Origin of the sequence: Streptomyces sp. NPDC047117, from assembly GCF_040643545.1 — a bacterium.
Taxonomy (GTDB): Bacteria; Actinomycetota; Actinomycetes; order Streptomycetales; family Streptomycetaceae; genus Streptomyces.
This window is the reverse complement of the sequence record NZ_JBEYUN010000013.1, coordinates 156454-169922: the sequence shown is the minus strand read 5'-3', so window position 1 is coordinate 169922 and position 13469 is coordinate 156454. Positions and strand designations below refer to the sequence as shown.

Sequence of the window (13469 nt, the reverse complement as noted above, 5' to 3'; positions counted from 1 at the left end):
GCCCGTGGCGCGCCGGTTCAGCGCTCTGCGGGTACGGGCAGCCCTACCGAGCGGGCGAGCTGCAGGACGGCGTGCTCGAAGAACTCCTCGCGGGCGTCGACCACCCGGTTGAACTGCCCGAAGAGCTCGAAGCCCACCAGCCCGAACAGCTGCGCCCAGGCGCCGACCAGCCGTGTCGTCACCACGGCGGGCAGCTCCTCGCCCAGTTCCGCGGACAGCGCGAGCATGTTGCCGACCACGGCGTCCGGCAGCGGATCGGCGGGTTCCCACAGCACGCCCGCCACGTACGCGTCCCGTACGACCGCGAGCAGCGCGCGGGCCACCCGGCCGGCGGGCTCGGCGGTGGCGTCCGGCGCGTGGTAGCCGGGCACGGGAGACCCGTAGAGCAGCGCGTACTCGTGCGGGTGCGCCAGCGCCCACTCCCGTACGGCTCGGCACACGGCGGTCCACCGGGCAGCGGGCGGCGCGCCGGCGCCCGCGCGGGCGGCGCTTCCCGTACCGCTCGCCGTGTCCGCTGCGGCGAGCGCCGCCTCCGCGGCCTCCCCCAAGGCGTTGTACGCGTCGAGGATCAGGGCCGTGAGCAGGTCGTCGCGGCTGGGGAAGTAGCGGTAGAGGGCCGAGGAGACCATGCCGAGTTCGCGGGCGACGGCGCGCAGCGACAGTTTCGCGGCCCCCTCGGCCGCGAGCTGCTGCCGGGCCTCGTCCTTGATCGCGGTCGTGATCTCCCCGCGGGCCCGCTCCCTTGCTCCCTTGATCGCAGTCATACGGAGCAGTGTGTCACGTTGCGGAGCACCGACCAATAACGAGAGCGGTGAAATCAAGCGAGAGCAGTGCTCTTGCTTTAGTGCAGCGGTCCGTGCACACTGCTCACAGATGGAAACGAGAGCACTGCTCTCGCAGTGCATCACCGCTCTGGTGACACTGGCGGATCTGACGGACCCGGCAGGCCGGGCAGGTCCGGCAGGTCGGGGAAGCCCGGCAGGTCCGGCCGTTTCCGCCGCTTCGCTACCGAATGAGAATGAGGGAAGGCTCCCCATGACCGGTAACCGACTCCCGCAGCCTGAATCCCACCAGCCGTCACAGCCTCGATCGTCGTCGAAGCCCCAACCGACGCTTCAGGCTCAAGAGGCCCAGCAGCCCCAACAGGCTCAGCAGCCCGTGCAGCCCGTGCAGCCCGAACGATCTCAGCGGTATCTCAGGCCCGGGCGGTTCGGGGCTCGGCTCAATGGGGTGGTCGGGTGGCTGGCGCGGCGCGGTGTCAGCCTGGCCGGCAGTGCGGATCTCGCGGTGCGGGGGCGGAAGAGCGGCGAGTGGCGGCGGGTTCCGGTGAACCCGCTGACCTTCGAGGGCGCTCAGTACCTCGTTTCGGCGCGCGGGCATTCCGAATGGGTCCGCAACATGCGGGCGGCCGGGGGCGGGCAGCTGCGGGTGGGGCGCAGGACCCGCGCGTTCACGGCCGCGGAGTTGGACCCGGCCGAGACTCCCGCGATCCTGCGGGCGTATCTGGAGCGCTGGGGCTGGGAGGTGAAGCAGTACTTCGGCGAGGTCACGGCCGGCTCGGCCGACGACGTCCTCCTCGCGGCCGCCCCCAACCACCCGGTCTTCCGCATCACCCCGACCGAGTGATCATCATCGCCCGTATCCCGGGCGAGGGCACAGGGGGTACCCACACCTCGGCTGAGCGGTCACCTCAGCCGCACGGGCAGCCCGGCCGCACCGCCGCCCCGACCGAGCAGTCGCCTCGCCGGAGCGGCCTCCTCAGCCGGAGCGGTCGCCTGGGCCAAGCGGTCGCCTCGCCGGAGTCGTCGCCTGGGCCCAGCGGAGGCCGCAACCGCCCCATCGGCCGACCCGGCAGCCCACTCAACCGCACCGGCCACACCAACGTCGCGATGCCGACGGGGCGACGCCCTGCGCCGGCCCAGGACCGGCCCAGCACCGGCGCAGGACCGGCGGCCCGGCCCACAGACACAGAGGCCCGAAGACCGCACAGGCCCAGGACCGACAGGCTCAAGACCGCACGGCCCCGGCCGCCAGAGGCCCAGGCCCAAACCTGCCCCGGCCCATGCCCCACTCCCCCACCGGGCCCCCGGCCACGCCCCTCCGTACGAATCGGCATCGGCCGCCCCGGTCCGTCCCTACCGGTCCATAGCCGACAGTGCCCGATGGGCCAGCGGATGTGTGCGGACGATTTCGGCGAGGGTGGTGGTGCCTCGGGTGATCTTCGCGAAGGCGTTCCACGCCGGGCGGAAGCCGGTGATCGCGGCGTGCAGGACGCCGGGGCGGCGGGAGAAGACCGCCAGCATCCGGCGGCCCACGCTCATCTCGACGCCCAGCCCGGCCTTGATCGCGAAGGCGTAGTTCAGCGCCTGGCGCCGCGCGTCGACCGCGTCGTGCGCCTCGGCGACCCGTACCGCCCACTCCCCCGCCAGCCGGCCCGACCGCAGCGCGAAGGAGATGCCCTCCCGCGTCCACGGCTCCAGCAGCCCGGCCGCGTCCCCGCAGACCAGCACCCGGCCGCGCGACAGCGGCGAGTCCTCGTCCCGGCACCGCGTCAGGTGCCCCGACGAGATGCTCGGCTCGAAGCCGGCGAGTCCCAGCCGCCCGATGAAGTCCTCCAGGTACCGCTTGGTGGCGGCGCCCTCGCCGCGCGCGGAGATGACGCCGACGGTCAGCGTGTCCCCCTTGGGGAAGACCCAGCCGTAACTGCCCGGGATGGGGCCCCAGTCGATGAGCACCCGCCCCGCCCAGTCCTCGGCGACGGTCGGCGGTACCGGGATCTCCGCCTCCAGTCCCAGATCGACCTGGTCGAGCTTCACGCCGACGTGCGCGCCTATCCGGCTGGCGCTGCCGTCGGCGCCGACGACCGCCCGCGCGAGCACCGTCTCGCCGCCGCTCAGTACGACGGCGACCGTGCGGCGGTCGGGGACGGCGCTGCCGTGCTGCTCGACGCGGCTGACCGTGACGCCCGTACGCAGCTCGGCGCCCGCCTTCTGCGCGGCCTCGACGAGCTGGGCGTCGAACTCGGGGCGGTTGATGAGGCCGAAGAGCATCTGCCGGGAACGGCGCGTACGCGTCAGCCTGCCGTTCAGGGAGAACGTCACGGCGTGCACACGGTCCCGCAGCGGCAGCTCGAAGCCGGGCGGGAGCGCGTCGCGCGAGGGGCCGATGATGCCGCCACCGCAGGTCTTGTACCGGGGAAGTTCGGCCTTCTCCAGGATGAGGACGCGGCGTCCCGTACAGGCCGCGGCGTACGCCGCCGAGGCGCCCGCAGGCCCCGCGCCGACCACCACCACGTCCCACACCGTCCGGCCGTCCCGGTCTGCGCTCTCGCTGCTCACCTGTGCTGCTACTCCCGATCGATCCCTGGCACGGATACCTGGCACTCCTCCACGGCACGCGTCCGGCACCGGAACGAAACCGGTTCCCGGCACGAGTCCGGTACCGGAACGAAACCGGTCCCGGCACGAGTCCGGTACCGGAACGAAACCGGTTCCCGGCACGAGTCCGGCGGCTGCGCGTACCACCGCGGCGCCGCGCGCATCACCACCGCGACGCGCACACCACCGCGACCGCCTCAGCGCACCATTGCGCCTGACCACCCGGACACTGCGCGTACTACTCGCACCACATGCACTCGCACCACTCGCACCATTGCGCGTACTGCCCGCACCTTGCGCGTACCGCCCGCATCCTACGGCTCGCTGATCGCGGAGGTGCCTGTGGGAAGATCGGAGGCACCATCCCCTACGTACGGACGCGGAACGTACGGGCGCACCGAAGCGTTCCGTACGGACACTCACGGACGGGATCCGCGCCGCTCCGGGCGCCTGGCGCCACCCCTCGACCACGGCCCGGGCGGGCCGCGCGGGCACCGTCCCTCAGGACAACGTCGCGCCCAGAAGGAGCGTTCCATGCCTGACAGCCCGCTCTCCACCACCGTCGCCGCACTGCAGTCCCGCGCCAGGGCCGAACTGACCGAGCTGGTGGCCTTCAAGTCGGTCGCCGATCCCGCGCAGTTCCCGAAGAGCGAGTGCGAGGCGGCGGCCCGGTGGATAACGGGCGCGCTGCAGGCCGAGGGCTTCGAGGACGTCGCGGTCCTGGAGACGCCGGACGGCACCGAGTCCGTGTACGGCTTCCTGCCCGGCCCGGCCGGCGCCCCCACCGTCCTGCTGTACGCGCACTACGACGTGCAGCCGCCGCTGGACGAGAGCGCCTGGCTGAGCCCGCCGTTCGAGCTGACCGAGCGCGACGGCCGCTGGTACGGCCGCGGTACCGCCGACTGCAAGGGCGGCCTGATCATGCACCTGACGGCGCTGCGCGCGCTGAAGGAGCACGGCGGCGTGCCGGTCAACGTCAAGGTGATCGTCGAGGGTTCGGAGGAGCAGGGCACGGGCGGCCTGGAGCGGTACGCCGAGGCCCACCCCGACCTGCTGGCCGCGGACGCCATCGTCATCGGCGACACCGGCAACTTCCGCGTCGGGCTGCCGACCGTCACCGCATCGCTGCGCGGCATGGCCATGCTCCGCGTCCAGGTGGACACGCTGGCGGGCAACCTGCACTCGGGGCAGTTCGGCGGCGCCGCGCCCGACGCGCTCGCCGCGCTGATCCGCATCCTGGACTCGCTGCGCGCCGAGGACGGCTCGACGACGGTCGAGGGGCTGGCGGCGGAGGGGGCCTGGGACGGGCTCCAGTACGACGAGGCGGAGTTCCGCAACGACGCCAAGGTGCTGGACGGCGTGGAGCTGATCGGTTCCGGCACCGTCGCCGACCGCATCTGGGCCCGGCCGGCCGTCACGGTCATCGGCATCGACTGCCCGCCGGTCGTCGGCGCCACCCCGTCCGTGCAGGCGAGCGCACGGGCGCAGGTCAGCCTTCGGGTGCCGCCGGGCCAGGATGCCGCCGAGGCCGCCAAGCTGCTGACCGCGCACCTGGAGTCGGCGGCCCCGTGGGGTGCCCGCGTGACGGTGGAGCAGATCGGCCAGGGCCAGCCGTTCAGCGCGGACCTGAGCAGCCCGGCGTACGAGTCGATGGCGGCGGCGCTGCGCGAGGCGTACGACGGCACCGAGATGCAGTCGGCCGGCATGGGCGGCTCGATCCCGCTGTGCAACACGCTCGGCGCGCTCTACCCGGAGGCGGAGATCCTGCTGATCGGCCTCAGCGAGCCGGAGGCGCAGATCCACGCGGTGAACGAGAGTGTGTCGCCGGAGGAGCTGGAGCGGCTGTCGCTCGCGGAGGCGCTGTTCCTCCAGAAGTACGCGGGCAGCAAGGCGCAGGCGTAGCGGCGGGACGGCCCATCGGCTCGGTGGGGCAGCCCGCCCGGGCCGATGGGCCGTCCCGGCCCCGCTCCTCAGCCCACCGGAACTCCCGCCTCCAGGTTGAGCGTCCGGCCCTGCGCCCGGGCGCGGAGGGCCCACCGCAGGCGGTTCCAGCGGACCGGCGGGAGCATCGACTCGGCCTCCTCCTCCGTGACGAAGCGCCACGCGCGCAGCTCCGACCCCGGCAGCAGCAGGTCCCGTATCTGCTCGTCGGGCAGCCGTCCGCCGTCGAACAGCAGCCGCAGGCCGCCGAACCCGGGTGGCACCGGCGCCTCCCAGTCCAGCACCAGCAGGCGCGGCGTGGTGGGGAGCCGGATGCCCAGTTCCTCGGCCACTTCCCGTACGCCGGCCCGGGCCGGCGGCTCGCCCGCTTCCACGACGCCGCCGGGAAACTCCCAGCCGGGTTTGTACGTCGGGTCCACCAGCAGGACCCGGTCCTCCTCGTCGAAGAGCAGTACGCCGGCGGCCAGGGTCTCGGCGGTCGGTTCCGGCGTCTGCACGATGTCGCACGCGCCGCCGCCGTTCCGTACGGCCTCGGCGATGCGCTCGGCCGTCTGCCGCGGCCCGATCCCCGACGTGTCGATGACGTGCGCGTCCGTACGCAGCCAGTCCAGCGCCTGCTGGTACGGCTCCAGGTGCGCCAGGCTCCACGCACGCGTACGAGCCCCGTCGCGTTCCTGCACACTGTCGGGCTCATGCACACCGTCGTGCTCGTCCACACCGCCCGAAGCGACCGCTCCACCCGCGTCGGCCAACCTGTTCGGCCCGTCCGGCCCGTCCGGCGCCGCCTCGTCCCGCAGGGCTATCCGCTCCCGAAGGATCGTTTCCTCCGCATGGAGCAGAACATGCCGTACGGGAATGCGGCGGGAGGCCAGGCCGCCGAAGATCTCGTCGCGGTACTCCTGGCGGAGCAGAGTCATGGGCGCGATAAGCGGACCCGGTACCTCCGTGAGCAGCGCGGCGGCCGCGTCGACGACGAGTCTGCGCCAGGACGGCAGGTCCTGGTAGTCGTCGACGTCGTCCAGCCGCTTTGCCGGCAGCATCTCCTTCAGCCCATGGCCGACCAGCTCGGGGTCGAAGAGCGTGCTCCCGGGGAGCAGGTCCAAGAGTTCCTGTGCCGCGGTGGTCTTGCCCGCACCGAACGCGCCGTTCAGCCAGACGATCACGGTTCCCCCTCATCCCTAGACCCCTGTGAGTTGCCCGCAACACCCTGCCACGGAAACGCGCCACATACGGGCGCTCCCGTCCGCTCGCCTCCGTCCACTGTCAACCCCTCGCGCCCGCGGACGCCGCCTGGTACCGGCCGAACGCCGCCGGCCCCGTCCCACCTCGGACGTACGGCGGCCGGGATGCGAGACGGTGCGGCGGTCGATGACCGCAGGTCGCGCTGTGGACGTGGGGCCGCTCAGGCCCGTGGGGCGGGTGAGGTGAGACGTTCGACGGTGGGGGACATTCCGGTGGGCTTGAAGATGCCTTTGTAGGCGCTGATGGCGGACACGGAAGCGATCAGGACGTTGGTGACGAGGTCCTTGCCGGCGAAGTCCCCCGCGAAGGCGGCCGTGCCGAGGCCGACGAGGACCGAGACGGCCACTTGTACGGAGGCGCGGGCGGCGCTGGACCAGTGGGGCCGGTTGACGACGGAGATCAGGAGGGGCGAGAGGAATCCGACGATCAGGGCCCACATTTGCGCGTTCGTCATGGAGGCAGCGTCGGGGCGGGCGCGGGCAGCGGCAAGAGGGCCGGGGGAAGCAACGGAAACGAATGGCGTAGTACGTGGCGTAGAAGGGGGGCGCCACCGGCCGCGGCCGCGGCCGGCCGGTCGGCGCCCGCCGTCAGCAGGTGGGGAGGCCCGGTACCGGCCGGTCGTTGGCGCCGCCCTTGAGGTAGACGACGCTGATGTAGACGCCGGTGTTGCCGCTGTCGTCGTCCGTCTTGGCCCACCAGACGTTGGTCCACCGGCCGTACGTCTCGCGGCGGTCCAGATCGGCCTGGCAGGAGAAGTAGTTGGTGCCGGCCTTGAGGGTGCCGACCCGTTCGTAGTTCCCGGTGTAGGAGTCGGCGGCGCGCCAGACCTCGCAGTGGTACTTGCCGCCGCCGGCGGAGGTGCAGGAGGGGGCGGCGGAGGACGAAGGGGTGGGAGCCGAGGAGGCGGAGGGGCCGGGGTTCGCGGAGGCGGGCGCGGACGGGGCCGCGGGCGTCGCGGTGTCCTGCGCCGGCGCCGAGTTGTCCCGGGGCGGCGCCGGGGCGCCGTCGGCGGCCGGGGTCCGGTGGTCCCGCTCCCCCTGCCCGAGCAGCGCGTACGCCGCTCCCCCGGCGGCCAGCACCAGCACGGCCGCGACAGCCGCGAACCACACCCGCCGTCCCCCGCCGCCACCCGCCGGGCCCGGTACGGGAGCGGAGGCAGGCCCCGGCGCGGGAGTGGCGGCAGAGGGCGCGGGAGTCGGGGCGGGAGGCGGCGCGTGGCCCGGGGGCGGGCCGAAGCCCGGGGGCGGGGCCGCGCCGGGCGGCCGTACGTCGCGCTCCGTCGGGGCGCGGAGTACCACCGTGATCTCCGGGGAGCGGCCCTCGGCGACCGCCCGCAGCATGTCGCGGGCCTGCGCGGCCGACGGGCGGGCGGCCGGGTCCTTCGCCATCAGGGCGCGGAGCACCGGCGTCAGGGGACCGGCGCGCCGCGGTTCCGGGAGCGGTTCGGAGACGATCGCGGTGAGCGTCGACCACACCGACGTACGACGGAAGGGGGCGGCGCCCTCCACCGCGGCGTACAGGGTCATCCCGAGGGACCAGATGTCGGAGGCGGGTCCCGGCGCCCGGTCCTGGGCGCGCTCGGGAGGCAAGTAGTCGAGCGAGCCGACGAGTTCACCACTTCGAGTGAGGTGGGTACGCGCCCCGTCGTCCGGCGCGTGGATGCTGGCGATGCCGAAGTCGGTGATCACGACGCGGCCGTCGCGGTCGAGCAGCACGTTGCCGGGCTTGACGTCGCGGTGCAGGACACCGGCCCGGTGGGCCGCGTCGAGCGCGTCCATGACCTGCGCTCCGATGCGGGCGGTCGCCCTCGGGTCCAGCGGGCCGCGGCGCTCCATCTCGTCGTCCAGGGAGGTGCCCTCGACCAGTTCCATGACGATGACGGGCCGGCCGGCCTCGTCGATCACGTCGTGGACGGTGACCACGCCGGCGTGCCGGATCCGGGCGGCGGCGCGTGCCTCGCGCCGCATCCGCGTGCGCAGATCGGCCAGTTCGGCGGCCGAGGCGTCCGTGAAGGCGCGCAGCACCTTGACCGCTACCTCACGGCCGAGCACCTCGTCGACGGCGCGGCAGACCACGCCCATGCCGCCGCGGCCGAGCATGCCGGTGACGCGGTACCGGCCGCCCAGCACCCGCCCGGTCAGGTCCGCGCCGGACGCCCCGTCCCGGCGGTCCCCCGGGGGCTCGTGCGCTCCCGGTGGTCCGTACTCCCCCGTAGACACCTTGTCCGTTCCCCTCGTCCGTCCCGCGCGAGCGTGGTGACGGAAGACAGACTAGGGGCGGAGCGGCACATGGGGCAGCACGCCATCCGGGCGCCGAGCCCCCGCGACGGCGGTCCGTACGGGGACCTCCCACCGGCCGTCGGCCCCGCGCTGGCGGGCCGGCGGAGCACCCCTCGACGGCTCCCTCAGGCCGAGCTGGCCGCCAGTGCGTCCTCCCGGTACTGCTGTGCCGCGGCGGCCGCACCGACCACGCTCGCGTCGGTGCCCATCTGGGCCGGTACGACCGTGATGTCGCGGGCGAAGGAGAGCGTGGCGTACTCGCGCAGGGCGCGGCGGAGCGGGGCGAAGAGGACGTCGCCGGCGCCTGCCACGCCGCCGCCGATCACCGCGATCTCGATCTCGACCAGGGTCGCGGTGGCGGCGATGCCGGCCGCCAGGGCCTGTGCCGCGCGGGCGAAGGAGCGGAGCGCGACGGCGTCCCCGGCGCGCGCCGCGGCGGCCACGGCGGCGGCGGTGGCGTCACCGTCCGGGCCGGGCCGCCAGCCCTCGGCGAGCGCGCGGCGGGCGATGTTCGGGCCGCTGGCGATGCGTTCGACGCAGCCGCGCCCGCCACAGGGGCAGGGGTCGCCGTCGAGGTCGACGCTGATGTGACCGATGTGTCCCGCGTTGCCCGTGGGGCCGGGGTGCGGGCGGCCGTTCAGGACGAGGCCGCCGCCGACGCCGGTGGAGACGACCATGCACAGGGCGTTGCGGTGGCCGCGTGCGGCGCCCTGCCAGTGCTCGGCGGCGGTCATGGCCACGCCGTCGCCGACCAGTACCACCGGCAGGTCGCCGGTCCGCTCGCGTACGCCCGCGACCAGCGGGAAGTCGCGCCAGCCGGGGATGTTGACCGGGCTCACGGTGCCCGCCTGGGCGTCCACGGGGCCCGCGCTGCCGATGCCGACGACCGACGTGCGGGACCACTCGGGCGCGGCGGTCAGCTCGTCGAGCACCGCCGCCACCGCGCGCATCACGGCCGCGCCGTCCTCCTGGGCGGGGGTGGGGCGGGTGGCACGTACGAGCAGCCGGCCCCGGTCGTCCACCAGCGCCCCGGCGATCTTCGTACCGCCGATGTCCAGGGCTGCATTGAGGTCGGTCTGCATCGGCGTGGAATCTCCTGGTCGGCGGCTGGTCCGGGGCGGAGCGCCCCGGCGGGCAGGAGGCCAGTGTCGTCACTCTTGACAACGTTGTCCAGACGGCGTTGTGCAGACGTTATGCTCTTGGCCACACCGCCGCACCCGACAGGACGAGGATCTCCGCACCGTGACCGACACCGCCCGGAGCACCACCCGCTACGGCACCCGGCCCACGATGAAGGACGTCGCGGCCCGTGCCGGCGTCGGCCTCAAGACGGTCTCCCGCGTGGTGAACGGCGAACCGGGCGTCACCCCGGACACCGAACGGCGCGTACAGGAGGCCATCACCGCGCTGGGCTTCCGTCGCAACGACTCGGCGCGGGTGCTCCGCAAGGGCCGCACCGCCAGCATCGGACTGGTCCTGGAGGACCTCGCCGACCCCTTCTACGGGCCGCTGAACCGCGCCGTGGAGGAGGTGGCGCGCGATCACGGCGCGCTGCTGATCAACGGCTCCAGCGCCGAGGACCCGGCGCGCGAGCAGGAGCTGGTGCTGGCGCTGTGCGCCCGCCGGGTGGACGGGCTGGTGATCATCCCGGCCGGGGACGATCACCGCTACCTCCAGCCGGAGATAGCGGCCGGGGTCGCCACGGTCTTCGTGGACCGGCCCGCCGGGGAGATCGACGCGGACGTCGTCCTCTCCGACAGCTTCGGGGGCGCGCGGGACGCGGTCGCCCATCTGATCGCGCACGGCCACCGCCGGATCGGCTTCATCGGCGACCAGCCGCGCATCCACACCGCCATAGAGCGGCTGCGCGGCTACCGTACGGCGATGGCGGAGGCCGGGCTGCCGGTCGACGAGTCGTGGGTGGCGCTGGGGTCGACCGAACCGGAGCGGGTACGGACCGCCGCAGAGGCGATGCTCGACGGTCCGGAGCCGGTCACCGCGCTCTTCTCGGGCAACAACCGCGTGACGGTCACCGTCGTCCGCGTACTGGCGGGCCACGCGCGCCAGGTCGCCCTCGTCGGCTTCGACGACTTCGAACTGGCCGACCTGATCACGCCCGGCATCACCGTCGTCGCCCAGGACGCCGCCCGCCTGGGCCGCACCGCCGCGACGCTCCTCTTCCGCCGCCTGGAGGGCACCGACGAGCCGCCCCAGCAGCGCGTCATCCCGACCCGGCTGATCCCCCGCGGCTCGGGCGAACTCCCGCCCGCCTGACCCCGCTCCCCCGCACTGCCGCCACCTCCTTCACAAGCCGAAAATTGCCCGTTGAAATACCCCCCGGGGTACCCCTGTTATGGTGGGTACTCATACCCCCGGGGGTACAGGAGCATGGGGTACCGGTTTCTCCATCGGAGGGAAGGGACGCGCTGTCGTGTTCTTCGTCGACACCCTGGAGTTCGAAGGTCTGGGCAACCGCAGTTACCTGGCCGGCGGCCGGGCGGCCGCGGTAGCGATCGACCCGCCGCGCGACGTCGACCGCGTCGTCGCCGCCGCCGCGCGGCGCGGGGTGCGGATCGCGTACGTAGTGGAGACCCACGTCCACAACGACTACGTCACCGGCGGACCGGAGCTGGCCCGAATAACCGGCGCCCGCTACCTGGTCCCGGCCGACGCGGCGGTCGCGTTCACGCGTACCCCGGTCGCCGACGGCGACACGGTGCTGGTCGACGAGGACCTGGTCCTGCGGGCGGTGGCGACCCCCGGGCACACCCCGCACCACACCTCGTACGTGCTGGCCGAGTCGGGCCGCGACGTCGCCGCCTTCACGGGCGGCTCGCTGCTGATCGGGACGGTCGGCCGGCCGGACCTCGTCGAGCCGCGGCTGACCGCGCGGCTGGCCCGTGCCCAGCACGCCTCGGCGCACCGGCTCGCGGCGGAGCTGGCCGACGAGGTTCCGGTCCTGCCGACGCACGGCTTCGGCAGCTTCTGTTCGTCCGCGCAGGCCGAGGGCGACGCCACCACGATCGGCGCGGAGCGGCGGTCCAACGACGCGCTGACCAAGGACGTGGACACCTTCGTCGCGGAGCTGCTGGCCGGTCTGGAGGACGTGCCGGCGTACTACGCGCACATGGCGCCGGCCAACGCGGCGGGGCCCGCTCCGGTGGACCTCACGCCGCCGCGGCCCGCCGACGCCGAGGAGCTCGCGCGGCGGCTGGCGGCCGGCGAGTGGGTGGTGGACCTGCGCAACCGGGTCGCGTTCGCCGCCGGTCACCTCGCCGGCTCGTTCAACTTCGAGGGCGAGGGCAAGCTCGCCACGTACCTGGCCTGGCTGATCCCCTGGGGCAAGCCGGTCACGCTGCTGGCGGAGACGCCCGAGCAGGTCGCCGACGCGCAGCGGGAGCTGGTCCGGGTGGGCATCGACCGCCCGGCGGCCGTGGCGACCGGGACACCGGAGGGGTGGGTGCGCGACGGCGAGAAGCCGCGCTCGTTCCCCCGCGCCACCTTCGCCGACCTCGCGGCCGTCCCCGAGAAGGAGCGGCGGGACCTGGTCGTGCTGGACGTGCGCCGGGACTCGGAGCGCGCCGAGGCGTACGTCGAGGGCTCCGTGCACGTACCGATCCACGAGCTGCACGGCCGCGTCGGGGACGTGCCGCCGGGCGTGGTGTGGGTGCACTGCGCGGGCGGGATGCGGGCCGCGATCGCGGCGTCCCTGCTGGACGCGGCGGGGCGGGACGTCGTCGCCGTCGACGACCGCTTCGACGCCGCCGCGCCGGCCGGCCTCCCCCTGATCCGCCCGGAGTCGGCCGCCCGGGAGCGGCGGGACAGCGATGACCGCGCCCTGTGAGTACGGTGATTCTCGCGCTGGTCGCCGGGGCCGTGGTCGGCCTGGCACTGGGCGCGCTGGGCGGCGGGGGCAGCGTCCTCGCCGTCCCCGCGCTGATCTATCTGCTCGGCTTCACGCCGGCCGCGGCGACCACCGCGAGCCTGCTGATCGTCACGGCCACCTCGCTCACCGCCCTGTTCGCCCACGCACGGGCGGGCAATGTCCGGTGGCGGGCGGGGGCGCTGTTCGCGGCGGCGGGGCTCGTGCCGGCGGCGCTGGCGGGCGCGGTGGCGGCGCGGCTGCCCCACTGGCTGCTGACCCTGGCCTTCGCCGCCGTGGCGGGGCTGGCGGCCGCCCGGATGCTGCGCTGCGCCCGGCCGGACGCCGAGGGGCAGCGGCAGCCGCCCTCGGTGCGGCCGGCGAAGGCGACGGGCTGCGGAGCCGGGCTGGGCGCGCTGACCGGGCTGCTGGGCGTCGGCGGCGGCTTCCTGGCCGTGCCCGCCCTGGTCACCGTGCTGGCCTTCGAGATGCAGGCGGCGGTCGGCACCAGCCTGCTGGTCATCTCGGCCAACTCGCTGGCCTCGCTGGCCACTCGGGGCGCGACCATGGGCCACCTCGACTGGGGCGTCATCGCGCCCTTCACCGCCACCGCGGTCCTGGGCGCGTGGGACGGCAAGCGGCTGGCCGCCAGGGCTTCGGGCCCCCTGCTGCAACGCGCCTTCGCCGTCGCGCTCCTGGCGGTGGCGGCATTCATGGCCGTGGACGCGGTGATCTGACGCGCGGACGGTTACCCGTACCGCTCCGACG

11 protein-coding genes are annotated in these 13469 nt (G+C 74.1%); 5 read left to right on the top strand and 6 right to left on the bottom strand.

The genetic code is table 11. The annotated features are described in order from the left end of the window. Positions 1-17: 17 nt before the first annotated feature. Positions 18-764 (bottom strand): TetR/AcrR family transcriptional regulator, encoded by a 747-nt coding sequence (locus ABZ840_RS24885; RefSeq protein ID WP_361562362.1) that lies wholly within the window; start codon positions 762-764, stop codon positions 18-20. Between the two features lie 466 nt (positions 765-1230). On the opposite strand from ABZ840_RS24885, the gene ABZ840_RS24880 reads away from it, so the two are divergent. Next, positions 1231-1626 carry a nitroreductase family deazaflavin-dependent oxidoreductase gene (locus ABZ840_RS24880; protein WP_361562360.1) on the top strand — a complete coding sequence of 132 codons (396 nt, stop codon included), beginning with the start codon at positions 1231-1233 and terminating at the stop codon, positions 1624-1626. A gap of 509 nt (positions 1627-2135) precedes the next feature. Here the strand turns inward: ABZ840_RS24880 and ABZ840_RS24875 are convergent. After that, positions 2136-3338 (bottom strand): geranylgeranyl reductase family protein, encoded by a 1203-nt coding sequence (locus ABZ840_RS24875; RefSeq protein ID WP_361562358.1) that lies wholly within the window; start codon positions 3336-3338, stop codon positions 2136-2138. Between the two features lie 573 nt (positions 3339-3911). Here ABZ840_RS24875 and ABZ840_RS24870 point away from each other — a divergent pair. After that, entirely contained in the window at positions 3912-5279 is a 1368-nt protein-coding gene (locus ABZ840_RS24870; protein WP_361562356.1) for a dipeptidase, read from the top strand. 68 nt (positions 5280-5347) lie between these two features. Here the strand turns inward: ABZ840_RS24870 and ABZ840_RS24865 are convergent, their stop codons facing one another. The 4 genes from ABZ840_RS24865 to ABZ840_RS24850 all read right to left on the bottom strand — a co-directional run bounded on the left by ABZ840_RS24865 (position 5348) and on the right by ABZ840_RS24850 (position 9921). Beyond that, positions 5348-6481 carry an NUDIX domain-containing protein gene (locus ABZ840_RS24865; protein WP_361562354.1) on the bottom strand — a complete coding sequence of 378 codons (1134 nt, stop codon included), beginning with the start codon at positions 6479-6481 and terminating at the stop codon, positions 5348-5350. Positions 6482-6720: 239 nt separating this feature from the next. Then, the gene (locus tag ABZ840_RS24860) at positions 6721-7014 is read right to left on the bottom strand and encodes a hypothetical protein (RefSeq protein ID WP_361562352.1); all 294 of its coding nucleotides are present in this window, start codon (positions 7012-7014) and stop codon (positions 6721-6723) included. 133 nt (positions 7015-7147) lie between these two features. Then, positions 7148-8701, bottom strand: a complete 1554-nt coding sequence (locus tag ABZ840_RS24855) for a serine/threonine-protein kinase (RefSeq protein WP_361562529.1) — start codon at positions 8699-8701, stop codon at positions 7148-7150. 263 nt (positions 8702-8964) lie between these two features. Continuing rightward, positions 8965-9921, bottom strand: a complete 957-nt coding sequence (locus ABZ840_RS24850; RefSeq protein WP_361562350.1) for an ROK family protein — start codon at positions 9919-9921, stop codon at positions 8965-8967. A 160-nt stretch (positions 9922-10081) separates the two neighbouring features. Here ABZ840_RS24850 and ABZ840_RS24845 point away from each other — a divergent pair, with 160 nt between their 5' ends. From ABZ840_RS24845 to ABZ840_RS24835, 3 genes are all read left to right on the top strand, one after another. Then, positions 10082-11113, top strand: coding sequence for a LacI family DNA-binding transcriptional regulator (locus ABZ840_RS24845; protein ID WP_361562348.1), 1032 nt, complete (start codon positions 10082-10084; stop codon positions 11111-11113). 157 nt (positions 11114-11270) lie between these two features. Next, positions 11271-12683: an MBL fold metallo-hydrolase gene (locus ABZ840_RS24840; protein WP_361562346.1), complete on the top strand. Its 1413-nt coding sequence runs from the start codon at positions 11271-11273 to the stop codon at positions 12681-12683. Beyond that, entirely contained in the window at positions 12680-13438 is a 759-nt protein-coding gene (locus ABZ840_RS24835) for a sulfite exporter TauE/SafE family protein (protein ID WP_361562344.1), read from the top strand. Before ABZ840_RS24840 ends, ABZ840_RS24835 begins: the two co-directional genes overlap by 4 nt. Positions 13439-13469: the final 31 nt, after the last annotated feature.